Origin of the sequence: Litchfieldella xinjiangensis (genome assembly GCF_000759345.1) — a bacterium.
GTDB classification, from domain to species: domain Bacteria; phylum Pseudomonadota; class Gammaproteobacteria; order Pseudomonadales; family Halomonadaceae; genus Litchfieldella_A; species Litchfieldella_A xinjiangensis.
In genome coordinates this window covers 641,791-664,882 of sequence record NZ_JPZL01000002.1, presented here as the reverse complement: position 1 = coordinate 664,882, position 23,092 = coordinate 641,791, and the positions used below count along the sequence as shown (strand labels likewise).

At 63.0% G+C, this 23,092-nt stretch carries 19 protein-coding genes; 8 read left to right on the top strand and 11 right to left on the bottom strand.

Features of this window, described 5'->3' with window-relative positions; genetic code table 11:
- Positions 1-39: 39 nt before the first annotated feature.
- From JH15_RS10435 to JH15_RS10425, 3 genes are all read right to left on the bottom strand, one after another.
- Positions 40-471, bottom strand: a complete 432-nt coding sequence (locus JH15_RS10435; protein ID WP_043529996.1) for an OsmC family protein — start codon at positions 469-471, stop codon at positions 40-42.
- Between the two features lie 109 nt (positions 472-580).
- Complete coding sequence (gene tpx, locus JH15_RS10430; protein WP_043529994.1) at positions 581-1,090, bottom strand: thiol peroxidase; 510 nt, start codon at positions 1,088-1,090, stop codon at positions 581-583.
- Between the two features lie 15 nt (positions 1,091-1,105).
- Positions 1,106-1,666, bottom strand: coding sequence for a DUF1415 domain-containing protein (locus JH15_RS10425; protein WP_043529992.1), 561 nt, complete (start codon positions 1,664-1,666; stop codon positions 1,106-1,108).
- A 112-nt stretch (positions 1,667-1,778) separates the two neighbouring features.
- Here JH15_RS10425 and JH15_RS10420 point away from each other — a divergent pair, with 112 nt between their 5' ends.
- A complete protein-coding gene (locus JH15_RS10420; protein ID WP_043529990.1) occupies positions 1,779-2,669 on the top strand; it encodes an aldo/keto reductase in 891 nt (296 codons plus the stop codon).
- Here the strand turns inward: JH15_RS10420 and nfi are convergent.
- A complete protein-coding gene (gene nfi, locus JH15_RS10415; RefSeq protein ID WP_043529988.1) occupies positions 2,666-3,361 on the bottom strand; it encodes a deoxyribonuclease V in 696 nt (231 codons plus the stop codon). The two genes, JH15_RS10420 and nfi, sit on opposite strands and share 4 nt — an antisense overlap.
- A gap of 122 nt (positions 3,362-3,483) precedes the next feature.
- Between nfi and JH15_RS10410 the strand changes: the two genes are divergently transcribed.
- The gene (locus tag JH15_RS10410; protein ID WP_043529986.1) at positions 3,484-4,773 is read left to right on the top strand and encodes an exonuclease SbcCD subunit D; all 1,290 of its coding nucleotides are present in this window, start codon (positions 3,484-3,486) and stop codon (positions 4,771-4,773) included.
- Positions 4,770-8,075 carry an AAA family ATPase gene (locus JH15_RS10405; RefSeq protein ID WP_043529984.1) on the top strand — a complete coding sequence of 1,102 codons (3,306 nt, stop codon included), beginning with the start codon at positions 4,770-4,772 and terminating at the stop codon, positions 8,073-8,075. Before JH15_RS10410 ends, JH15_RS10405 begins: the two co-directional genes overlap by 4 nt.
- Positions 8,076-8,135: 60 nt before the next feature.
- Here the strand turns inward: JH15_RS10405 and katG are convergent, their stop codons facing one another.
- The 3 genes from katG to JH15_RS18530 all read right to left on the bottom strand — a co-directional run bounded on the left by katG (position 8,136) and on the right by JH15_RS18530 (position 11,958).
- The gene (gene katG / locus JH15_RS10400) at positions 8,136-10,361 is read right to left on the bottom strand and encodes a catalase/peroxidase HPI (protein ID WP_081948977.1); all 2,226 of its coding nucleotides are present in this window, start codon (positions 10,359-10,361) and stop codon (positions 8,136-8,138) included.
- Between the two features lie 523 nt (positions 10,362-10,884).
- The gene (locus JH15_RS18535; RefSeq protein ID WP_331280873.1) at positions 10,885-11,379 is read right to left on the bottom strand and encodes a methylated-DNA--[protein]-cysteine S-methyltransferase; all 495 of its coding nucleotides are present in this window, start codon (positions 11,377-11,379) and stop codon (positions 10,885-10,887) included.
- A 60-nt stretch (positions 11,380-11,439) separates the two neighbouring features.
- Complete coding sequence (locus JH15_RS18530) at positions 11,440-11,958, bottom strand: bifunctional transcriptional activator/DNA repair enzyme AdaA (protein ID WP_331280872.1); 519 nt, start codon at positions 11,956-11,958, stop codon at positions 11,440-11,442.
- A gap of 270 nt (positions 11,959-12,228) precedes the next feature.
- Between JH15_RS18530 and JH15_RS10390 the strand changes: the two genes are divergently transcribed.
- The 5 genes from JH15_RS10390 to JH15_RS10370 all read left to right on the top strand — a co-directional run bounded on the left by JH15_RS10390 (position 12,229) and on the right by JH15_RS10370 (position 17,852).
- A complete protein-coding gene (locus tag JH15_RS10390; protein WP_043529982.1) occupies positions 12,229-13,830 on the top strand; it encodes an SLC13 family permease in 1,602 nt (533 codons plus the stop codon).
- 247 nt (positions 13,831-14,077) lie between these two features.
- Positions 14,078-14,500, top strand: a complete 423-nt coding sequence (locus JH15_RS10385) for an MAPEG family protein (RefSeq protein WP_043529980.1) — start codon at positions 14,078-14,080, stop codon at positions 14,498-14,500.
- A 169-nt stretch (positions 14,501-14,669) separates the two neighbouring features.
- On the top strand, positions 14,670-15,731 hold the full coding sequence (locus JH15_RS10380; protein ID WP_043529977.1) for a calcium/sodium antiporter: 1,062 nt from the start codon (positions 14,670-14,672) through the stop codon (positions 15,729-15,731).
- Positions 15,732-15,857: 126 nt separating this feature from the next.
- The gene (gene argE, locus JH15_RS10375; protein WP_043529975.1) at positions 15,858-17,006 is read left to right on the top strand and encodes an acetylornithine deacetylase; all 1,149 of its coding nucleotides are present in this window, start codon (positions 15,858-15,860) and stop codon (positions 17,004-17,006) included.
- A gap of 87 nt (positions 17,007-17,093) precedes the next feature.
- On the top strand, positions 17,094-17,852 hold the full coding sequence (locus tag JH15_RS10370) for a FadR/GntR family transcriptional regulator (RefSeq protein WP_043529973.1): 759 nt from the start codon (positions 17,094-17,096) through the stop codon (positions 17,850-17,852).
- 7 nt (positions 17,853-17,859) lie between these two features.
- Here the strand turns inward: JH15_RS10370 and JH15_RS10365 are convergent, their stop codons facing one another.
- The 4 genes from JH15_RS10365 to JH15_RS10350 all read right to left on the bottom strand — a co-directional run bounded on the left by JH15_RS10365 (position 17,860) and on the right by JH15_RS10350 (position 23,087).
- Positions 17,860-18,759, bottom strand: a complete 900-nt coding sequence (locus JH15_RS10365; protein ID WP_043529971.1) for a DMT family transporter — start codon at positions 18,757-18,759, stop codon at positions 17,860-17,862.
- Between the two features lie 12 nt (positions 18,760-18,771).
- Positions 18,772-20,577 (bottom strand): IlvD/Edd family dehydratase, encoded by a 1,806-nt coding sequence (locus tag JH15_RS10360; RefSeq protein WP_043529969.1) that lies wholly within the window; start codon positions 20,575-20,577, stop codon positions 18,772-18,774.
- Between the two features lie 90 nt (positions 20,578-20,667).
- Positions 20,668-21,336, bottom strand: a complete 669-nt coding sequence (locus JH15_RS10355; RefSeq protein WP_081948976.1) for an SMP-30/gluconolactonase/LRE family protein — start codon at positions 21,334-21,336, stop codon at positions 20,668-20,670.
- 5 nt (positions 21,337-21,341) lie between these two features.
- Positions 21,342-23,087, bottom strand: a complete 1,746-nt coding sequence (locus JH15_RS10350; RefSeq protein WP_043529967.1) for an IlvD/Edd family dehydratase — start codon at positions 23,085-23,087, stop codon at positions 21,342-21,344.
- Between the last annotated feature and the right edge of the window lie 5 nt (positions 23,088-23,092).

Genomic DNA, 23,092 nt, shown 5'->3' with positions numbered 1-23,092 from the left:
TGAGGAGGCCATCGCTTTCTCGCTTGTCGAACTGTGGGATCAGTTCTCGAGTTTGGCGTCCAGCGTGATCTCGGCCTTGAACAGCTTGGATACCGGGCACCCATCCTTGGCCTTGTTGGCACACTCCTCGAAGGTGGCCTTGTCGGCACCGGGGAGCTTCACTGTGGTATCGAGATGGATCTTGCTGATGGTGAAACCGCTGTCATCCTGATCCAGTGTCACGGTGGCCTCGGTACGGATACTCTGAGCTTCCAGATTTTCCTGGCCCAGAATCATCGACAGGGCCATGGAGTAACAACTGGCATGGGCCGCGCCGATCAACTCTTCCGGGTTGGTACCCGGCTGGCCTTCAAAGCGCTGCTTGAAACCGTACGGGTTGTCCTTGAGCGCGCCGCTCTCGGTCGACACCGTGCCTTTACCCTCTTTCAGGCTACCCTGCCATTCGGCGGATCCGGTCTTCTTGATGCTCATGCATAGCTCCTTTTGCGCGTGCAGTTGTGGCCCGAACGGGGCCACACGAGATTGCACGTACAGTGTAGAAGCCTGACGTGCTTCACGCCGAATGAGAACGCAGGCTATTTCAGGCCTCTTGATTCAAGGCAGCCATGGCGGCGTTATAGTCGGGTTCTTGCTTGATTTCGAGAACGAGCTGGGCGTGGACCACACGATCCTGTGCGTCGAGTACCACCACGGCACGTGCGGTGAGCCCGCTGAGCGGCCCGCTGGCCAGCGCCACCCCATAGTCGCGGTGAAATTCGGGGTGCCGGAAGGTCGACAGCGTCATTACGTTATCGAGGCCCTCCGCACCGCAGAAACGCTTGGCCGCGAAAGGCAGGTCGGCCGAAACGATCAGTACTACTGTGTCGTCGAGCGTCGAGGCCAGTTCATTGAACTTGCGCGTGGACGCAGCGCAGGTCGGCGTATCGACGCTCGGGAGTATGTTCAGGACTTTTCGCTGGCCGGGAAAATCGGCCAGCGTGACATCCTGCATGTCTGCATTGGTCAGGCACAGCGCTGGCGCTGCTTGGCCGACCGTCGGAAACTCCCCCTCGACCTCGACGGGAACGCCTGCGCGGGTGACATGTGACATAGTGCTCTCCTTCGTTCAGGCATTCGATTCAGGGTGACGCAGTGACGCCAGGCGCTTGCGTAATGGCGCCTCGCCCATCGCTTGCAAGGCCAGAATATTGCGCTCGGGTATGGCCTCGGGGTCAGGGTACTGGATCAGCACCTGTTCGAGTTCGGCCTCGCGCAGCAGATGCAGCATGGGCCAGGGCGAGCGATTGGTGTAGTTGGCGGGATCATCGTCGGGGGCGCCAGCGAACCGGTACTCGGGGTGAAAACTTGCCAGTTGGTAGATCCCCTCGTAGCCCTGATCGACCAGCAACGCCTCGGCCACGGCCAGCAGGTCGAGGTAGGTCTCGAAGTCTTCCAGCCCTGACTCGACGATCAGTAACGTCGTGGCGATATCCGCCTCGTTGTCGAGACGTCGGCATTCATCGAGCAGGGCCGCAAGCAGCGGCTCCCATTCTTCAGCCGTGACGCTGGTATAGCGTATCGTCTCGCGGCGCACCTCACGACCGGCGAAGGGGCAGATGTTGTGCCCGACGACGAACGATGAGACCCACTCACGGGTGGCGGCGATAACCTGTTCGGATGGACTCATGACAATACTCACGGCGAGAAGAGGCCAGTATAACCGCTGCTGCCCTCGACGTTGCAAAGCCACCCAGGGTGAGCCAGCCTAGACGAACCCGCCACTGCCAGGAGCGCCCTCGATGCCAGCCACCCGCCTTCCCCATGTCCGCTTCGCTGCCCAGGGGGACCATCCCGCCGTCGAGGTACCTGCCATCGGCCAGGGCACCTGGTACATGGGCGAGGGACTGGCGCCGCATCGCGACGAAGTCCGGGCACTGCAGGAAGGCCTGGAACTGGGTTTGTCGCTGATCGATACCGCCGAGATGTATGGCGAGGGCGGCGCCGAAAGCGTCGTCGGCGAAGCATTGGCAGGCCGCCGTGAGCAAGCGTTCCTCGTATCCAAGGTCTACCCCTGGAATGCGGGGCGCGAAAGCGCCATCGAAGCCTGTGAACGCAGCCTCAAGCGCCTGGACACCGATCATCTCGACCTGTATTTGCTCCACTGGCCAGGCGAAATACCCCTTGAAGAGACCCTGGAAGCCTTCACCCGGCTTCAGGAGCAGGGCAAGATTCTCCGCTTCGGTGTGTCGAATTTCGATGTCGACGACATGCAGGCATTGCTTGCTCAGCCCGGCGGCGCGGCCTGCGTCACCGACCAGGTGCTCTACCATCTCGGATCCCGCGGCATCGAGACCCACTTATATCCCTGGCTGCACGAACGCGGCCTGCCCATGATGGCCTACTGCCCGCTCGCCCAGGGCGGTCGTTTACGCAACGAGCTGATGTCCCACCCCGAGGTACTCGATATCGCCGCAGAGCTGGGCATCACCCCGGCCCAGTTGCTGCTGGCCTGGGCGATCCGACCTCACGCTGGCCAGCATGAAGTGATCGCGATCCCCAAGGCCGTGCAACGGGAGCATGTCTCGCAGAATGCCCGCGCCTTAGAGATTCGCCTGGATGACGATGCGTTGGCACGGCTCGATGCCGCCTTTCCGCCTCCCATTCACAAGGTCCCGCTGGATATCGTCTAGCTCGAAGCGGCGGGCATCGCACCTCGCCGAGACGCCAGTCGATCGGCCAGCCGCGTCGGCTCGGGCAACTTTGTGCGGCCAAGACAGCGCACGACCCAGTCCAGCGAGGTTTCAAGGCTCACACGATGGCCGGACGAGATAAAAATCGGCTTGACCTTCTCGCGGCTGCGCAGCGCTGCACCGATCACCTCGCCACGGTGGCTCAAGGGCGTCCAACCGCCGCGCTGCTCGGGCACCTCGTCGTGACGACCACACAGGATTGACTTGGCCACACCGATGGTCGGCAGGTCGAGCCACAAGCCGAGGTGAGAAGCCACACCCAGGCGCCGCGGGTGAGCGATGCCCTGGCCATCGACCATGACCAGGTCCGGGGTGGCCGAGAGCTTGTTGAATGCCTCCAGGGCCGCGGGGATTTCACGGAACGACAGCAGCCCGGGGATATAGGGCATGCGGGTGGGCTCACGATAGATGACGTGATCGACGAGCGTGAGCGAAGGCCAGTCGAGCAGCACGACCGCGGCACGGGTGATGGCACCTTCCTGCTCGAAGCCGATATCCACCCCGGCGATCAGATTCACCTCACCGATGCGATCCTCCCGCTCGACGCGGGGCGCCAGCTCGCGCTGCAGGGCTATCGCCTTGTCCGGCGTCGGTGTCCATTCGTGTAGTGGCGTTAGTGGCGTCTTGTCCATATTCGGCATCCTTGCGTAGGTAATCGGCTGGCTCCAGTCTAGGCACAGGAGAGCGCTCCTCCCAACCCGGGCCCACCTCGGGATCGTGTATCATCGACGCAGATCCAACCACGAGTGATATTGTGCTCAAGCTGATTCACACCGCCGACTGGCACCTGGGCCAGACCTTCCACGGCCAGGAGCGTCATGCCGAGCATCGCGCCTTCCTCGACTGGCTGCTCGATGCCCTCGTCGACCGCCAGGCTGACGCCCTGCTGGTAGCCGGCGACATTTTCGATGTGGTCAATCCTTCACTGCGTGCCCAGGAGCTGCTCTACGATTTCATCGTGACGGCCCACGAGCGCCTGCCGGCCCTGGACATCGTTCTGATTGCCGGTAACCACGACAGTGGCAATCGTATCGAGTTGCCGGCCCCGTTGATGCGCCGCCTGCGCACCCATGCCCTGGGCCGGGTGAACTGGCTCGACGATGGCCGCCTCGATGCCGAGCGCTTGCTGGTCCCCCTCACCGATGCCTCCGGCGATACCCAGGCCTGGTGTCTGGCACTGCCCTTCCTGCGCCCCGCCGAGGTGACCGGTCACGGCCTCGGCCGTAACGTTGAACGGATGGATGACGCCCTGCCCAGCAATGACTACGTCGGCGGTATTTCGCGGGTTCACGAACAACTCATCGACACCGCGCGCGCGCGCCGCCATCCCGGCCAGGCGCTGGTGGCCATGAGCCACGCGCACCTGCACGGTGCGGCCGTCTCCGAGGCCAGCGAGCGGCCCATCGTCATCGGCGGAGAGGAGTCGATCTCCGCCGCCCTGTTTCCTGACGACATCGCCTATGTGGCGCTGGGCCATCTGCACCGCGCGCAACAGGTCGGCGAGTCGCGTATCCGCTACAGCGGCAGCCCCCTGCCGTTGGATTTCAGCGAAACGGCCTATCCCCATCAGGTCGTGGAAGTCTCGCTAGACGGCGAAGCGCTGACGGGTGTGGAAGCGATTCCCGTACCACGCCCCGTCGCCATGCATCGTATCGGCCCCGGCCCCCTCGACGAGGTCGTGGCTGAACTCGAATCGCTTCCCCACGACCCGGAGCGCCCTCGCGAGCAGTGGCCCTGGTTGGAAGTGCGCGTCGTGCTGGCCGCCCCGGTGCCCGACCTGCGCGCCCAGATCGAGGCGGCGATGGAGGGCAAGGCCCTTCGCCTGCTGCGCCTGGTGCGTCGCTTGCCCGAGATTCAACACGACAATGCACCGGCGCGGGTCGAACTGGATACACTGGGACCGCGCCGCCTGTTCGAGCTCACCTGGCAGGAACGGTGGGGGTACGCCCCCGAACCCGAGGTAATGACCGATTTCGACCGGCTGCTTCAGGACGTGCTCGATGACGGCTCGGAAGAACAGCCGTCGGGAGGGTCGCGCCCATGAGGATCCTTGCGCTGCGCCTGGCCAACCTGGCTTCACTGCCCGGTCCGCTCACGCTGGATTTCACCGTACCGCCGCTCAGCGAGGCCGGCCTGTTCGCCATCACCGGCCCCACCGGCGCCGGCAAGAGCACCCTGCTCGATGCCCTGTGCCTGGCGCTTTATGGCAACACGCCCCGACTTCGCCAGGCGCCCGCTCGCGATGCTCCGCTGCCCGACGTGGAAGGCGAGACGGTGAGCACCGCCGATCCGCGCACGCTGCTGCGGCGCGGGACGTCGCAAGGTTATGCCGAAGTCGATTTCCTGGGCCGCGACGGACGGCGTTATCGGGCACGCTGGGCGGTGCGGCGTGCCCGCGAGAAGGCCAGCGGTCGGCTGCAGGCCGTGGAGCAATCGCTCACCGACATCGAGGACGACCGGCTACTCACCAACCAGAAGCGTGAATTCGCTGAGTTGCTTCCACAGCGCCTGGGGCTGACCTTCGATCAGTTCACCCGGGCCGTGCTGCTGGCACAAAGTGAATTCGCCGCCTTTCTCAAGGCCGACGACAACGAGCGTAGCGACCTGCTCGAACGCCTGACCGGCACGGCCGAGTATTCACAGATTTCCATGGCCGCCTATCGCCGCGCCAGCCAGGCAAAAAAGCGTGTCGAGGCCCTGCAGACCCGTCTCGCCGATGATCTGCCTGCCGATGCCGAGACGCGAGCCACCCTGGAGCACAACGCCGAGCAAGTCGAGGGTGAGCTATCCGGCTTGCAACAGCAGGACAAGCAACTGGAAGCCCGCCAACAGTGGCATGCTGTCGACGCGCGATTTCACCAGGCCTATCGAGAGGGACGCCAGCAACAGCGTGATGCCGAAACGCGCTGTCATTCGCTTGCCGATGCTCGGGCCGACCGGGAATGTCGCCGCCTGCTCGCGCCAAAGCGTCACCGTCTGCTGCGCCAGGCTGAGATGCCCGATGAGATCGCTACCCTGGAAGCGACCCATCGTCAGACCCGCCAGGCTCTGGAGCAGGCCCAAACCGACCAACAGGCGGCCGCCCAAGCGCGGGATCAAGCCGCGCAACGACTTGAAGACGCCGCCCAGGCTCGCCAGCGTGCCGAACCCGCCTTGCGCCAGGCCCGGGAACAGTCCCAGACGTTGGCCACCCTCGAACGACAGCTGAACGATCTAGCCTCGCAGCACAGCACGCTTGAACAACAGGCTGAGCGACTGACTGAGCAGCGACGACAGGCCGAAGCCACACAACATGCACAAAAGCAGCAGCGCGACGAATGGCAGGCCACCCTTCACCAGTACATGGGCCAACATGAGCGGATAGACAGCGCACGCCAGGCAGCCCAGCACGCCCACGACCAGGCCGCGCGTCGTAGTCTGTCCTTGAGCACGTTGGCCACGGCCTGGCAGGAAGCCTGCCGCGCCGAACAATCCCGGCAACGGTTGGATAAACAACTGGGTGACGATGAGACGCGCCAGGCACAACTCCTTGCCCAGGGCAAGACGGCCCGACAGCAGCTCGACGAGCAAGCGCGTCATTACACCCGCCTGCGCGATTTCATCGAGCGCAACCGCGCCGCGCGCAGCGAGAGCGTGGCGCACCTACGCGAGACCCTGCAGGAAGGCGAGCCCTGTCCGGTGTGTGGCGGGCTGGAGCATCCCTACCGCCACACACCGCCCGTAACGCCAGAAGCGGCCCAGCTCGCCGCGCAACAAGCGCAGGAAGATGCCCAGCTGGCCGAGGCTCGACAGGCCTGGGAACAGGCCCAGCGCGTGCGCGACGATCTCGAAGGCGAGTATCGCGCCCTCAAGGCAGCTATCGCCCGCTTCCAGCAGGAGCGACAGGAGGCCGAGGCGCGCCTGGCCCAAGCCAACCAGGCATTGACTCACCATCCGCTTCACGCGGAACTGGGGGCCATCCATGCCGACGAGCGCGACGCCTGGCTCGCCCATCAGCAGCAACACAGTGACGCCGCCCGTAAGCAGCACGAAGCCACCCTGCAAGCGCTGGCCCGGGCCGAGGCCGAGCTGGCCCCGCTCGAAGAGGCCCTGCACCAAGGCGAACTGGGCCTCACCCAGCTTGAAACCCGGCGGATCGCCCTCGACGAGGAACGGTCCAGACTCGCCGAGCGGCTCCCTCCCCTGCGCCAGCAACGCGACGACGTGGCCAATACGCTCCAGGCACTGCTCGGCGGGTATGATTCGGCCGATGCTTGGCAGCAGGCATTGGATGCACGTCAGGAGGCCGCTCGCCAACAGCATGCCCAGGCCATACAGCGCTGCCATGACGCCGAACGCGAGCAAGCGCGCCTGAACCAGCAGCTTAGCCACGAAGCGGAGCGCATCCAGACACTGACTCAAGAGCGTGCCACGCTGGAGCGGGAACTGGCCGACTGGCGCCAGGCCCATCCGCAACTGGACGACGCCACGCTTACCCGCCTGCTTGCGCAGCCCGAGGCAGACGCCGAGCGCGAAGAGCGCGAACTAACCATGGCCGACGAAGCCCGCCAACGGGCCGAGGCCAGCCTCGCCGAGCGCCGCCACGCCTTGGCCGAGCATCGCCGCGAACAGGGCTTGACCGACGATACACAAGGCGACGATGCCCTACTGAATGAGGCTATCGATGCCAGGATTGCCGGCCGCCGCGACGCTCTGGCCAATGAACGCGAAGCGCTCGCGCTACGGCTCAAGGGGGTTCAACAGGCCCGAGACGAGGCCGTTCATGCCCTGCGCGACGACGACCGGCGCCGACAACGCCAGCAAGCGGGCCAGGCCGAGCTGGAAGCGGCTCAGGCCGAATACGTGCGCTGGGGCCGGATCAGCGAGCTGATCGGTTCCGCCGACGGCAAGCTGTTCCGGCGTATCGCCCAAGCCTACAACCTGGAGCAACTGTTGGAACACGCCAATGTCCACCTGGCCGGGCTCAGCCGACGTTATCGGCTGGCGCGGGGCGGCACGCCGTTAGGCCTGCTGGTGGTGGACCACGACATGGGCGACGAGCGGCGCTCGGTGCACTCGCTTTCGGGCGGCGAGACCTTCCTCGTCTCGCTGGCCCTGGCCCTAGGCCTGGCCTCCATGGCCTCCGGCGAGCTGGCCATCGAGTCGCTATTCATCGATGAAGGTTTCGGTAGCCTGGATCCGCAGTCGTTGGCGCTGGCCATGGAAGCGCTGGATGGCCTGCAGGCCCTGGGCCGTCGTGTCGGGGTAATTTCACACGTTCAGGAAATGCACGAACGCATCCCGGTGCAGATCCAGGTGGAACCACTGGGGAACGGCACGAGCCGAGCGCGGTTGGTGAGCACCTAACCGCCCAAAAAAAGCGCCCCGTTTCCGGGGCGCCTAGGTCATCGCTCGTTTCGTGCCGGATTACGCCAGGTCGAAGCGGTCCGCGTTCATCACCTTGTTCCAGGCAACGACGAAGTCATTGACGAACTTCTCCTTGGCGTCGTCCTGGGCGTAGATCTCGGCGATCGCGCGCAGCTGGGAGTTGGAGCCGAACACCAGGTCAACCCGCGTTCCGGTCCACTTCACTTCACCCGTCTTGCGATCACGACCTTCGAACACGTCGGCATCGGGCGAGACCGGCAGCCACTGCGTGTTCATGTCGACCAGGTTGACGAAGAAGTCGTTGGTCAGGGTACCGGGGCGCTGAGTGAATACGCCGTGGCGTGCGTTAGCGTAGTTGGCTTCCAGCACGCGCATACCACCCACCAGCGCGGTCATTTCGGGCGCACTGAGTCCCAACAACTGCGCCTTGTCGAGCAGCATCTCTTCGTCGGAGACATTGAAACGGGCCCGACGGTAATTGCGGAAACCATCGGCTTCAGGGCGCAGCCACTCGAAGGAGTCGGCATCGGTCTGCTCATTGGTGGCGTCGGTACGGCCGGGGACGAACGGCACCTCAATGGCGTGACCGGCCTCCTTGGCAGCCTTCTCGATAGCGGCGACACCGCCCAACACGATCAGGTCGGCCAGCGAGACATGCTTGTTGCCCGTCTGCGTCGCATTGAAGTCACCCTGAATACTTTCCAGCGTTTGCAGGACCTTGGCCAATTGCTCGGGCTGATTGGCATCCCAATCCTTCTGCGGGGCCAAGCGAATGCGCGCACCGTTGGCGCCCCCGCGCATGTCGGAGCCCCGGAAGGTCGAGGCGGATGACCAAGCGGTATACACCAGCTCGGAAACAGTCAGGCCGGACGACAGGATCTTGTCCTTGAGGTCGGCGATGTCCTGGGCATTGACCAACTCGTGGTCGACCGCCGGGACTGGATCCTGCCAGATCAGCTCTTCAGCCGGCACTTCCGTACCCAGGTAACGCACCTTCGGGCCCATGTCACGGTGGGTCAGCTTGAACCAGGCACGGGCGAAGGCGTCGGCGAATTCATCGGGGTTGTTGTGGAAGTGCTCGGAGATCCTGCGATATTCGGGATCCTCGCGCATGGCCATATCAGCGGTGGACATCATGATGCCAACCCGCTTGCTGGCATCTTCTGCGTCAGGCGCCATGTCCTTCTCGGCCAGGTCCTTGGCTACCCACTGCTTGGCACCGGCCGGGCTGGTGGTCAATTCCCACTCGTAGCCGAACAGGACGTCGAAGTAACTCATGTCCCACTGGGTGGGCGTCGGCGTCCAGGCACCTTCCAGTCCGCTGGTGATGGTGTCGCGGCCCTTGCCGCTCTTGTGGGTACTCTTCCAGCCGAAGCCCATCTCCTCCATCGGCGCGGCTTCCGGCTCCGGTCCGACATTGGCTGCATCGCCGGCACCGTGGGTCTTGCCGAAGGTATGACCGCCGGCGGTCAAGGCCACTGTCTCGTAGTCATTCATTGCCATACGGGCGAAGGTCTCGCGGATATCGCGGGCCGAGGCCAGCGGATCCGGGTTGCCGTCGGGCCCTTCCGGGTTGACGTAGATGAGACCCATCTGCACCGCCGCCAGCGGGTTTTCCAGGTCACGCTCACCCGAATAACGGCTCTTGGCGTGGTCGCTGGTGGCCAACCACTCGTCCTCGGCACCCCAATAGATGTCTTCCTCGGGCTGGTAGACGTCCGCGCGGCCACCGGCAAAGCCGAAGGTCTTGAAGCCCATGGATTCCAGGGCGACGTTACCGGTCAGGATGAACAGGTCGGCCCAGGATAGCTTGTTGCCATACTTCTGCTTGATCGGCCACAACAGGCGGCGTGCCTTGTCCAGGTTGCCGTTGTCCGGCCAGCTGTTGAGCGGTGCGAAGCGCTGCGTGCCGGTACCGGCACCCCCACGGCCATCACCCACCCGGTAACTGCCGGCACTGTGCCAGGCCATGCGGATGAAGAGCGGACCGTAGTGCCCGTAGTCGGCCGGCCACCATTCCTGGGAATCGGTCATCAACGCTTCGAGGTCTTTCTTGACCGCGGCGAGATCGAGGGACTTGAATGCCTCAGCGTAGTCGAACGCTTCACCCAGCGGATTCGACTTCGGGGCATGTTGATGAAGAATGTTGAGATTGAGCTGGTTAGGCCACCAGTCGTGATTCGAGTTGCCGGTATCCCCATGCTTGGTGCGTGAGCCATGCATTACCGGGCACTTGCCTGCGGAATTGCTTACTTTCTGGTCCATAACGCTCTCCACGTGTCACTTCTCGTTATATGCCTGTCAATCGAATTCACGGTCTGTCCCTGACACGTAGGCACGCTTCACTCGTAGCGAAAGCGGCGCGGTCCCTCTCCTTCTGTGAGCGTATGTATACCAGTTACACCCAGCGGTACGGGCGTTGTATTAGCCAACAAGCTTGATAGCTTTTGGTAATGGATGGCTATAACAGCGATTTCTTCAGATAATGAGAGCATGGGTTTGCGCGTACCCGGGCACAGCGTTTACATCCGTGGCACGGTACCTGGCTACTACCAGTAATCGAATGCGTATAGGCGTTGGCTATTGGCAGCGGCCGCGCATGAGCGGGTGAAACGTACTGCGCTGTGCCAATAGCAGGGCGCTCGAAGGCTTGCATGCGAGGCTCTATGCCATGCCCGGCGAAAAAGGCCACGCGCAGCTGCGTGGTGCTACGTATTTTGAACGTACGCCCCAGGCTGGCATTTCCGAAGCGCTGGAAGAAGCGCCTGTCTAACCGCCTAACTGAGCCTTACTGACGTTCCCGCTCAAGCAGGGCGCGCTTTTTCTCGACGCCCCAACGATACCCGGACAGCGACCCGTCGCTGCGCACCACCCGATGACAGGGAATGGCAAGCGCAATGGTATTCGAGGCACAGGCCCTGGCCACGGCGCGCACCGACTTGGGAGAGCCAATCCGCTCCGCCAACGCCGCATAGCTGAGGGTAGCACCCACCGGAATCTCGGTCATCGCCTGCCAGACTCGCTGCTGAAAGGCAGTGCCACGGATATCAAGCGGCAACGATAGCCCGATGTCAGGCGCCTCGACAAAACCCACCACTTGGGACACCCATGCATCGAAATCCTTTCCCCCGTGAAGCAGATCAGCGTTCGCGAAGCGATCCTGGAATTCTTGCAAAAGCAGCTCCGGATCGCCCCCTAGGGAAATGGCGCAAATCCCCTTTTCGCTGGCCGCTACCAGAATCGAGCCTAGTGAACATTCTCCCAGGGCAAAGCGAATCTCCATGCCCTTCCCTCCCGAACGGTAACGTTTCGGCGTCATGCCAAACAAGCGATTAGAATCGGCTTAGAAGCGTCCGCTGGAATGATAGCCCGACTCATAAATTGCCTCGGTGACGGTCCTGCTGCGCACCATTTCGTCCCGCACCCGTTCGGCACGCTGGCCGGCAGCGTAGGCCCTGGGCGTCAGGCCAATGTTCGACTTGAATACGCGATGAAAGTGGTGACGGCTCAGTCCCGCGGCTTGCGCCAGCGCATCGAGCGAAGGGAGCTCATCGGATGCATCAATGAGCCGGCAAGCCTTGGCGACACTCTGCGCGTGCCGCTGGGCCAAGGACACCCCCTGCGGGTGGCAGCGTTGACAGGGTCGGTAACCGGCCCGCTCGGCCGCGGCCGCATCCGCGTGGAACTCGGCGTTTTTGCGGCGCGGCCGACGCGAAGCGCAGGTGGGACGACAATAGATCCCGGTGGTACACACCGCGTAGACGAAAGCGTCATCTGCCACCGCATCGCGGGCCAGTACTGCCGCCCACTTTGCCTCGTCGGAGTCGAAAGTGGCTAGCGGCTCTGTTGACGTCTCTATCATGGCGGGCCCCCGATGGTGAGTTGGCATCTTCCTTATGGGCAGGGTGAACCCCGGGATCGCTAGACACACTCCGATTCTTGCTATTAAAGTGCGCCGGCCCGACTCCAACCGGTACCAAGGTGCCTTCGACGCGACCGGCGTGCTACGCAATCGAAGACGCTCACCAAGATCCTAAGCAAACTAATTGACATGCTCTACGCTATCTCCCCAAAGCGCTAACCGGCGTTCCACGGATGAACTAGCATGAGTGAAAATGGGGAGAGAGCCAATATGACAGAACAGCCTCAATCGCACGATCAACCCGGTGCCTCTCCCGAAGGGCCAGGTTCGAACGAACGATCAGCCAGGATGATTTGGGGCTTGCGCGGCTTCGGGCTGCTCTTGGCGTTGTTGGTGTGGATCGCCATGGGGAGCGCCGAGGGGCTGTCGTCGGATGCGCGCTGGGTCGCGACGATCGCTACGCTGATGGCCGTCTGGTGGATGACGGAGGCGATACCGCTCTCGGCGACCGCCCTGTTGCCGATCGTGCTGATTCCGATGTTGACCGAGCGAACCGTCGGTCAGGCCACGGCACCTTACGCCAGTTCCATCGTTTTTCTTTTCCTTGGCGGTTTTCTGATCGCCATCGCGATGGAAAAGTGGAATCTTCATCGCCGCATTGCGCTTCTGACGCTAGCCCGGGTCGGGGTCGAGCCAAAGCGGATCGTGCTTGGCATGATGCTCGCCACAGGGTTTCTCTCGATGTGGGTCTCCAACACCGCAACGACACTGATGATGCTCCCGATCGGGCTTTCCGTACTCCGTCTGGTGGCGGAGCGCAGCGGCGAGTCCATGCATACGACCTCCCCTGGCCATGACCATCACCGGGCCGGCCACGTCGACTTTATCCATGACGATAACATCAAGCGCTTCGGTCTCTGCCTGCTCCTGGCGATTGCCTGGTCGGCGAGCATGGGTGGTCTCGGCACCCTGCTCGGCAGCCCGCCGAATGCCATCGTTGCCGGCTACGCTGCCGACGAGTTGGGTCGTACCATCGGTTTTCTCGAGTGGATGATGCTCGGCGTGCCGCTGGCATTCACCTTCATCCTGGTGGGCTGGGTATTGATGACCAACGTGCTTTACCGTTTCGATATCGCAGAGATCCCCGGCGGCAAGGAGATGATCGACGGCGAGATCCAAAAGCTCGGCCCCCTCAGTCAGGGCGAGAAGATGGTCATGATCGTCTTCGGTTCGGCCGCGTTTCTGTGGGTCGTGCCCGGCGTGCTCGCCAGTATCCCGGGCATCGGGGACCGGCTGGGGCCGTTCGGCGAACTCGATGACACGGCCATCGCCATTGCCGCCGGCATTGCGATGTTCATCCTGCCCGGACGAGGCCGGCGCGAGATGGTGCTGAATTGGCAGGATGCCGAGGATGGGCTGCCCTGGGGCGTGTTGTTGCTGTTCGGCGGCGGCTTGAGCCTCGCCGGTGCGGTCGCAGCAACGGGCCTGGATAGCTGGTTCGGTGAGCAGATTACCGGCCTCGAGGTGCTTCCGATTCTGTTGCTGGTCGCCGCCGTGACCACGCTCGTGCTGTTCCTCACCGAGGTGACCAGCAATACGGCAACGGCCGCTACCTTCATCCCCGTACTCGGCGGCGTGGCGGTCGGCATCGGTGCCGACCCGATGACGCTGCTAATCCCGGCGGCCTTCGCCGCGACCTGTGCTTTCATGCTGCCAGTCGGCACACCTCCGAATGCCATCGTCTTCGGCACCGGCGCGGTCAGCATCGCCCAGATGGCGCGCGGTGGCGTCGTCCTGAACGTGATCGGGATCGCCCTGATCACCCTGTTCTGCTACCTGCTCGGCGGCTTTGCGCTGGGGCTGGAGTTCTGAGCACATAGCAGGACCTTCGATTAAACGATTAATCTCGAACTGAAAAACGAAGAAGGGAGGCACCTGGCCTCCCTTTTCAGTGCAAGCACGAACTCGTTTCGAATCGCCTGCGCATATGCCAGTAGGGCAATCAACATGATCGGACATGGCCTAATGAATATCCTACAGCACGCCCGCCTATACTCTCGGGGAAACGAGTTGATTCTGCACGTTCATAGCACGCCGGGCTCATATCAAGGGTAATGACATGAATGAAGTAGAGCATTTATATGCTGTCTCCGCAGTATTACTGTTCCTGAAGATGTTCGCCATTTCCCTATTTCAGGGATATCACCGTATCGGCAAGCGAACCTTCAAGACACCTGAAGATGCAGCCTTGGTTGGGCAGAAAGCTGCCGCAGAGGAGTTACCCCAAGTTCAGCGTGCGGCAAAAGCCTGGCGCAATGATCTAGAGAACATTCCCATATTCTTCGCTCTTGCCACCGCGTATGTGTGGGTGAACGCTTCACCGAGCCTGGCCCCTTGGCTTTTCCTTGGGTTCACGGCGGCGAGGTACTTGCACACGATGTTTTATCTCTCTGCACTTCAACCTTGGCGCACTATCGCCTATGGCGTCGGTATCGTTTGTCTTTTCGCTATGTGCGCAATGATCATCGCAGCGCTCCTCTGACGACGGCTGACCAATGCCCCGATAGATTTTCTCATCGAGGCCATTCCGTGCACGCGCTCGGTCGATGCATAATCGAGCTGCGCATCGGTGAGCCCATGATCGTGCCATGATCACCCCGCTTTTACGGCTAAGAGCCGCCCCCTCCCCTAAGTGAACGGAAGTACCCAAAATGCTGACAATGTTGCTGATGTTGGTCGGTCTAGCCCTGTTGATTGCCGGTGCGGAGGGCCTCGTCCAGGGCGCCTCTCGCTTGGCGGGGAAGGTGGGTATCTCACCGTTGATCATCGGGCTCACCGTGGTGGCCTTCGGCACCAGCGCGCCCGAACTCGTCGTCAGTATCAAGGCGGTCTTCGACGATCAGGCGGGTATCGCCATCGGCAACGTTGTGGGCAGTAATATTTTCAACATATTGTTCATTCTGGGCATCTCGGCACTGATCGTACCGCTCGCCGTGGCTCAGCAGCTGATCCGCCTGGATATTCCGCTGATGATTGCACTCTCCCTGGTCGTGCTGCTCATGGCCCTGGATGGCAGTATCGGTCGGCTTGATGGTGGCCTGCTGTTCCTGGGATTAATCGTCTATACCGGCTTCCTGCTATGGCAAGGGCGGCGCCAGTCAACCCCCACCGAGCCGGGGACCAACGAGGAAAAGAGCCACCACTGGGCCCGCGACGTACTCTTCGTGGCTGGCGGGCTCGCCATGCTGGTCGCCGGCTCGCGCTTTTTCGTCGATTCGGCGGTCGTGCTGGCCACCTGGCTCGGCGTCAGCGAACAGGTGATCGGCCTGACCGTGATCGCTGCCGGCACCTCTCTGCCCGAGGTCGTCACCTCGATCGTCGCGGCCTTGCGCGGACAGCGGGACATCGCCGTAGGCAACGTGGTCGGCAGTAACATCTTCAACCTGCTTGGCGTACTCGGCCTGGCCAGCCTGATTGCCCCAGCCGGCATCGCCGTGACCGATGCCATGCTCAGCCTCGACCTTCCGGTGATGCTCGCCGTGGCCGTTGCCTGCCTGCCGATCTGCTTCACCGCCAGTGCCATCAATCGCTGGGAAGGGGCCGTGCTGATGGGTTACTACGTGGCCTATACCGCCTACCTGATCCTGGCCGCCACACATCACGACGCCCTGGCCGGCTTCAGTGCGCTGATGCTCTACTTCGTGTTGCCGATCACCGGCTTGACGCTTGCCGTGATGGTCGTCCCCGAACTGCGCCGAAACGTACAAAGGTAAGCGCTCAATGCCTCGCGGCAGCCTCACCGGCTGCCGCGTTCACATGGACGCCAAGCTGTGTCAGCGACACAGCCTCCTCACCTGGGGCATGTTAGGCTTTGCCTATTATCCAACTAGGAGTGGACCATGACCGCGGTCGAGCTGCTATCACGTCTGGTGGGCTTTGCCACCGTTTCGCGCGACTCCAACCTGGCCTTGATCGAATTCATCGAGGGCTACCTGGACGAGTTCGACATACCCCACCAACGCATCGAGAGCGATGACGGCCGCAAGGCCAACCTCTTGGCGCGCATCGGTCCGGCAGTGGAAGGCGGTGTCGTGCTGTCCGGCCATACCGACGTGGTACCGGTGGACGGGCAGCCGTGGTCCACCGATCCGTTCGAACTGGTCGAAAAGGATGACGGCAAGCTCTATGGCCGCGGCACCTGCGACATGAAGGGCTTCATCGCCTGCGCCCTGGCCGAGGTGCCACGCTGGGTAACTCGCCCCTTGACCCGCCCCATCTATCTGGCCTTTTCCTATGATGAGGAGATCGGCTGCGTCGGTGCACCACGCATGATCGAGCGTCTGATGGCCGATCACCCGCGTCCGGCGGCGGTCATCGTAGGTGAGCCCACACTCATGGCGCCGGTTACGGCCCAGAAAGGCGCCACCAACCTGCGCACCGTGGTGACCGGGCGAGAAGCCCACTCCAGCCAGGTGAACCAGGGGGTGTCGGCCATCCACGTGGCGGCCCGGCTGGTCGCCAGGATCGAAGACGTAATGCAGGAGCTCCAGGCCGAAGGCCGCATCGACGAAGCCTTCAACGTGGTGCATTCGAGCCTGCATGTGGGAAAGATTGCCGGCGGTACGGCAATCAATATCATGGCACGTGAGTGCAGTTTCGAATGGGAGATCCGCCATTTGCCCCAGGATCGTTTCGACGACTTGCTGGGTCGCGTGAATGACTATGCGCGATCTCTGGAAAAGGCGATGCAGGAACGTGCCCCCGAAGCGGGGATCACCACCCACTGCCTCAACACCACCGTGCCGGCACTGGCCGATCGAGACAATGCTGCGGCGCTTTCGTTGTGTCATGACCTACTCGGCGAGCGCCCCACGGAGGCCGTGGCCTATGCTACCGAGGCCGGACAGTTCCAGCGTGAGGGATTGGCCACGGTCATTTGCGGTCCGGGCAGTATTGCCCAGGCGCATCAACCCGATGAATATATCACTTACGAGCAACTGGATGCGGGTGCTGCCTTCATGGCGAGGCTGGGGGAGTCCTTGTGCTAGAACCCTTGTGCTAAACGACGGTCGACATTGCTCATATGTTGAACATATGGCAACTTATGTATTAAATATCTTAGGCCGTTGGTTGCCATGCACGTCAAGTCACTAGACAAACCCGCACGACCTCGTGTCGTCGATTATCTCGCCGAATCCATCTTTTCAGGACGCTATCAGCCTGGCGACTTCGTTCCCAAGGAGATCGATCTCTGCGAACAATTCGCCATCAATCGTTCCGCGGTGAGAAGCGATCTGCGCCAGCTCGTCGATGTCGGCATCATTGCGCGCATTTCAGGGCATGGCTCCAAGGTGCGCGATTACGAGGACTGGAATATCCTCGATCCCTCGGTGACCGAATGGATGACACGCTATGCCGCGCCCAACCCCCGGATTCATCGCGAAATCCTCGCCTTTCGCCTGGATGTGGAGCCCTACGTCGCGATGACCGCCGCCAAGCGTGCCAAGGCGCGCGACCTGGTCGCCATCGAGGAAGCCCTCGAGGGTATGGGACGCAGCCTGCATAGCGAGAGCACCGATGAGGAGCGCCGATTGCATAGCGATTACGATGTTGCCTTCCATGTAGCAATCTTCAAGGCCACCCATAACATCGTATGGGCGCAGCTCTCTCATATCCTGCGCCCTTCGATCCACCTGCTGGTCGAGATGTCCAACGACAGTACCGTAGACCCCGAGGCCAGCTTCGAGCGTCACCGCCAGGTCATGGAAGCGATTCGTGCCCGGCAGCCGCGTGAGGCCTTCAAGGCCGCCCAGGCCGTACTCCAGGGTACGGCCACCGCGCTGGGCATCGAGCCCGGGGACGGTACTCTGGGCAGCTGCATCGAGCTGCCCTAGCGCTGCGTTAGCCCACCGCCCTGAGTTGCTGCTCGAGACGACGTTCGTAGAGGCCCTTGACCAGTAGCGTGCCGAGCACCAGTGCCCCGCCTAACAGCGACAGCGGCGCTGGCTGCTCACCGATGATCCACCACACCCACAGGGTGCCGACCACCACTTCCAGAAGAAGCAACAAGCCGACCTCCGGCGCAGGAAGGTAAAGCGGCCCCCGCTGTAGCAGGGTCACTCCCGTCGGCACGATGATCAGGCACAGGAACAGCACCACCAGCAGGCTATCGGTGGGTGGAATTCGCAGCGCACTCTCCCGGGCCATGACCAGAAACGCCCCAACCCCGACGATCAACCCCGCAAAGGTCAGCATCGGGCTCATGTCGACACCGGGACGGGTTCGACAAAGCGTGAAGTTAATGGCCAGCGTGGCCGAAGCCAGCAGCGCGAAGGCGTTTCCCACCCAGGAACCAGCGCCTGTATCATCGAGCGCGATCAACCCGATTCCCACGACACAGGCCAGGATCGCCAGCCAGGTGCGGCGCGGCAGGCGTTCATCGAGCAGTACCCACGACAGGCCCGCCGCGATCAGCGGCGAGCCGGCCAGGATCATCAGCACATTTCCGCCCTTGGTGTACTGGTTGCCCAGCACGAAACCGCAGGTGGTCATGCTGAACAGAACGGCAACGGCTACCCCCGTCCAGCCACAGCGGCGGTAAGCGGCCAATGTCCCCCGACCATGGCGGGCCAGCACGATGGCCAGGAACCCCAGGGCCGACAGCAGGCCCCGCCACATCAGGATCTCGGCATCGGGCAGATCGGCCAGCTTGATCAGCAGCGCATCGGGTGACATGACCAGGGCGCCGCCGCCGGTCAGTAGCAGCCCCTGCTGCCGTGACGAGAGTTGCGAGAAAGCCATGCATTCTCCCGATCAGTGATTGTCCCGAGGAATGCTGACCCTTGCCACGTCGCGATACTTGGTTGCCGGCTCCAGCGTCATGCCACGATCGAGCGGTTCGACCAAGGTGCGCTGAATCTCCTGCCACGGCGTCTGGTGGGCGGGGTAGCGATAGCCTCCCTGGGCGTCCAGCCGTTGGCGGCGCGACGCCAGCTCAGCCTCGTCGATCAACAGCTTCACCTCGCCGCGCCTCAGGTCGACACGCAACCAGTCGCCATCTTCCAGCAGCGCCAAGGCGCCCCCCGTGGCGGCTTCCGGCGACGCGTTGAGGATCGACGGCGAGCCGGAGGTCCCCGACTGGCGTCCGTCGCCCAGACAGGGCAGCGACTCGATGCCACGCTTGATCAGCGCTTCGGGGGGCTGCATGTTGACCACTTCGGCCCCGCCGGGATGACCCACCGGGCCGGCACCGCGCATGACGAGGATGGTGCGCTCGTCGATGCCAAGTGCCGGGTCGTCGATACGGGCGTGGTAATCCTCCGAGCCGTCGAACACCGCGACCTTGCCTTCGAAGGCCTCGGGGTCGTCGGGGTCGCTCAAAAAGCGCTGGCGAAAATCGGACGAGATGACGCTGGTCTTCATCAATGCCGAATCGAACAGGTTGCCCTTGAGATTGAGGAAGCCGGCCTGTTCGACTAGGGGATTGGCGTAGCGACGGATGACCTCGGGATCCTGGGTCTCGCGCCCCTGGGTGTTGGCGCCGAGCGTCTTGCCGTTGACGGTCATCACATCGGCGTGCAGCTTGCCGGCTTCGAGCAATTCGTGAAGTACGGCGGGCACCCCACCGGCGCGATAGAACTCCTCGCCCAGGTAGGCCCCGGCGGGCATCACGTTGGCCAGCAGGGGAATGTCGTGGCCCAGGCTCTGCCAGTCGTCATTGGTGAGTTCGACCCCGATATGGCGCGCGATGGCGTTGACATGGATCGGCGCGTTGGACGAGCCGCCTATTGCCGAGCAGACCCGCACGGCATTCTCGAACGCCTCGCGGGTGAGGATGTCGGAGGGCCTCAGATCCTCCCAGACCATGTCGACGATCCGCGAGCCGGTGTCGTAGGCCACCGTCGAGCGCTCCTTGTAGGGCGCGGGAATCATCGCCGAGCCGGACAGGCTCATGCCCAGCGCCTCGGCCATCGAGTTCATGGTCGAGGCGGTGCCCATGGTATTGCAGTGGCCCACCGAGGGCGCGGAATCGGTGATACGCGCCAGGAACTCGGCGTAATCGATATCGCCGGCGGCCAGCCGCTTGCGCAGTTCCCAGACGATGGTGCCCGACCCCACGCGATCCGGCCCGCGCCAGCCGTTGAGCATCGGTCCGCCGGAGAGCACGATGGCGGGAATATTGACCGTGGCGGCGGCCATCAGACTCGCCGGGGTGGTCTTGTCGCAGCCGGTGGTCAGCACCACGCCATCGAGCGGGTAGCCGTGCAGCACCTCGACCAGCCCCAGGTAGGCCAGGTTGCGATCCAGCGCGGCGGTGGGGCGCCGGGCGTTCTCGTGGATAGGATGCAACGGGAACTCGAACGGCACCCCGCCGGCGGCACGAATGCCATCCTTGACCCGTTTGACCAGCTCGATGTGATGGCGGTTGCATGGCGTGAGGTCCGATCCCGACTGGCAGATACCAATGATCGGCTTGCCGCTGGCCAGCTCATCGAGGGTGATGCCGTAATTCATGTAGCGCTCGATGCACAGCGCCGTGGTACCCGGGTGGTCGGGGTTGTCGAACCACCAGCGTGAGCGGAGCTGGTCGGGCGTGATCTTGCGGTTGTTATCGCTCATGACGTGGCCTTTACCGGTAACATTGCATTGGCGTTTTGTACTCCTTATTGAGCTTACTCGCTGGGGCGTGTCAGGCAAGGGCCTATCTCTTCAGGCGCAGCTGAACCTTGGCGCAAGGTGGGGCAGAGACGCCGCACCATTGGCGTGTGGGGGCAATCCCTTGACGCCAGGGACAATCCGAAACAGGGCACCCGCCAGTTCTTCTCGATCGCGTTCGTGAGACGCCGTGGTGATGTAAAGCTGATCGAGCTCCGGCCCACCGAAGGTACACGAGGTCACGCGCGACGCGGGAAGCGTCAAGGTTTCATCGAGCGATCCGTCAGGCAGGAACCGGCTGACGCGCCCGCCATCGAAGTGGGCGACCCACAAGCCCCCTTCGGCGTCACACGTCATGCCATCCGGATAGCCCTGAGTGGGCCGGAAGCGAATGTGCTCACGCTTATTCGAGCATTCGCCGTCGGGGGCCAGATCGTACGCATGGATAATCCCCGCTGCCGTATCGCTGTGATACAGCGTTCCGCCATCGGGACTAATGGCCGGCGGTGTCTGCCAGCCATTCGGTTCGTCCAGCGGCCAGCTCTGGATCTCGGCAAGAGCGACATCGAAGGCATGCAACCGCGCCCCAAGGACATCGACGAACAGCAATTGTCCCGTGTCGCCCCGCTGGGGGCACCATTGCGGCCCCTTCGCCCATTGGGCTCGCCCCTGCCAGACACACTCGAGCATCGAGCCGTCGAGCAGGGTCACGCTGCGAGCCATCCGGCTCAATGCGAATGCCTCGGTACGTCGGCCCCACGCGAGCCTCGCAGGAAGTCGAAATCGCAGCCCTCATCGGCCTGCAGCACACGCTCGATGTAGAGCTGGCGGTAGCCACCATCGCTGGCGATCTGGCGAGACTTGGCGGTGGGATCGTACTCGGCCAGGCGTGCCTCGAGTTCGGCATCGCTGACTTCCAGGTGCAGTGAGCCTGTATCGCAGTCGAGTTCGATCCAGTCGCCGTTACGCACCGCCGCGAGCGGGCCCCCCGCGGCCGCTTCCGGCGCCACGTGCAGTACCACGGTGCCGTAGGCGGTGCCGCTCATGCGGGCGTCGGAAATGCGCACCATGTCGGTCACGCCCTGCTCGAGCAGTTTCGAAGGCAGTCCCATGTTGCCGACCTCGGCCATGCCGTGATAGCCGCGTGGACCGCAGTTCTTCATGACCAGTATGCTGCTGGCATCGACCTCGAGATCGGGATCGTTGATACGGGCCTTGTAGTCGTCGAAGTCCTCGAATACCACCGCCCGGCCACGATGATTCATCAACTCGGGGCTCGCCGCCGAGGGCTTGAGCACCGCACCGCGCGGCGCCAGGTTGCCGCGCAGCACACACATGCCGCCATCCTCGCGCAACGGGTTGTCGAGGGGGCGGATCACCTCCTCGTTGTAGAGCGGCGCGTCCTTGACGTTGTCCCAGAGGGTATGGCCGTTGACGGTCAAGGCGTTCTTGTGCGGCAGGCGGTCGGCTTCACCCAGCCTGCGAAGCACGGCCGGTAGCCCACCGGCGTAGTAGAACTCCTCCATCAGGAAACGCCCCGAGGGCTGGAGATCGACGATGGTCGGCGTTCCCCGCCCGACACGACTCCAGTCGTCGAGCTCGAGATCCACCCCGATGCGACCGGCGATCGCCTTGAGATGAATCACCGCATTGGTCGAACCGCCGATGGCGGCATTGGTACGGATGGCGTTCTCGAAGGCCTCCTTGGTGAGGATCTTCGAGAGGGTGAGGTCTTCATTGACCATCTCGACGATGCGGTTGCCCGAGAGGTGCGCCAGCACATAGCGGCGCGAATCGACGGCCGGGATCGCGGCATTGTGCGGCAAGGAGGTACCCAGCGATTCGGCCATGCAGGCCATGGTCGAGGCGGTGCCCATGGTATTGCAGGTACCGGCCGAGCGGGACATGCCCGCCTCGGCGGCCATGAATTCATGGATCGAGATCTTGCCGGCCTTGACCTGCTCGGAGAGCTGCCAGACCACGGTGCCCGAACCGATGTCCTTGCCTTCGTGCTTGCCGTTGAGCATCGGCCCGCCGGTCACCACGATCGTAGGAATGTCACAACTCGCCGCGCCCATCAACAGGGCGGGCGTGGTCTTGTCACAGCCCACCAGCAGCACCACCGCATCCAGCGGGTTGCCACGAATCGACTCCTCGACATCCATGCTCGCCAGGTTACGGGTGAACATGGCCGTCGGGCGCAGCAACGATTCGCCATTGGAAAATACAGGAAATTCCAACGGGTAACCGCCCGCTTCCAGTACGCCCTTCTTGACGTGCTCGGCCAACTTGCGGAAATGGGCGTTGCAGGGCGTCAGTTCCGACCAGGTATTGCAAATGCCGATGATGGGTTTGCCCTCGAACTCGTGGTCCGGAATCCCCTGGTTCTTCATCCAGCTGCGGTACATGAAGCCGTTCTTATCGGCGGTACCGAACCACTCGGCACTACGCAATGGACGCTTGCGGTCGGTCATACGAG

What these genes read in the sequence shown, in the direction of transcription:
- JH15_RS10380 (WP_043529977.1), top strand. Translation starts at nt 14,670, where the DNA reads ATGCTGACAATGTTGCTGATGTTGGTCGGTCTAGCCCTGTTGATTGCC.
- JH15_RS10425 (WP_043529992.1), bottom strand. Translation starts at nt 1,666, where the DNA reads ATGAGTCCATCCGAACAGGTTATCGCCGCCACCCGTGAGTGGGTCTCA.
- JH15_RS18535 (WP_331280873.1), bottom strand. Translation starts at nt 11,379, where the DNA reads ATGGAGATTCGCTTTGCCCTGGGAGAATGTTCACTAGGCTCGATTCTG.
- JH15_RS10420 (WP_043529990.1), top strand. Translation starts at nt 1,779, where the DNA reads ATGCCAGCCACCCGCCTTCCCCATGTCCGCTTCGCTGCCCAGGGGGAC.
- JH15_RS10370 (WP_043529973.1), top strand. Translation starts at nt 17,094, where the DNA reads ATGCACGTCAAGTCACTAGACAAACCCGCACGACCTCGTGTCGTCGAT.
- JH15_RS18530 (WP_331280872.1), bottom strand. Translation starts at nt 11,958, where the DNA reads ATGATAGAGACGTCAACAGAGCCGCTAGCCACTTTCGACTCCGACGAG.
- JH15_RS10385 (WP_043529980.1), top strand. Translation starts at nt 14,078, where the DNA reads ATGAATGAAGTAGAGCATTTATATGCTGTCTCCGCAGTATTACTGTTC.
- JH15_RS10360 (WP_043529969.1), bottom strand. Translation starts at nt 20,577, where the DNA reads ATGAGCGATAACAACCGCAAGATCACGCCCGACCAGCTCCGCTCACGC.
- katG (WP_081948977.1), bottom strand. Translation starts at nt 10,361, where the DNA reads ATGGACCAGAAAGTAAGCAATTCCGCAGGCAAGTGCCCGGTAATGCAT.
- JH15_RS10405 (WP_043529984.1), top strand. Translation starts at nt 4,770, where the DNA reads ATGAGGATCCTTGCGCTGCGCCTGGCCAACCTGGCTTCACTGCCCGGT.
- JH15_RS10390 (WP_043529982.1), top strand. Translation starts at nt 12,229, where the DNA reads ATGACAGAACAGCCTCAATCGCACGATCAACCCGGTGCCTCTCCCGAA.
- JH15_RS10435 (WP_043529996.1), bottom strand. Translation starts at nt 471, where the DNA reads ATGAGCATCAAGAAGACCGGATCCGCCGAATGGCAGGGTAGCCTGAAA.
- JH15_RS10350 (WP_043529967.1), bottom strand. Translation starts at nt 23,087, where the DNA reads ATGACCGACCGCAAGCGTCCATTGCGTAGTGCCGAGTGGTTCGGTACC.
- tpx (WP_043529994.1), bottom strand. Translation starts at nt 1,090, where the DNA reads ATGTCACATGTCACCCGCGCAGGCGTTCCCGTCGAGGTCGAGGGGGAG.
- nfi (WP_043529988.1), bottom strand. Translation starts at nt 3,361, where the DNA reads ATGGACAAGACGCCACTAACGCCACTACACGAATGGACACCGACGCCG.
- JH15_RS10365 (WP_043529971.1), bottom strand. Translation starts at nt 18,759, where the DNA reads ATGGCTTTCTCGCAACTCTCGTCACGGCAGCAGGGGCTGCTACTGACC.
- argE (WP_043529975.1), top strand. Translation starts at nt 15,858, where the DNA reads ATGACCGCGGTCGAGCTGCTATCACGTCTGGTGGGCTTTGCCACCGTT.
- JH15_RS10355 (WP_081948976.1), bottom strand. Translation starts at nt 21,336, where the DNA reads ATGGCTCGCAGCGTGACCCTGCTCGACGGCTCGATGCTCGAGTGTGTC.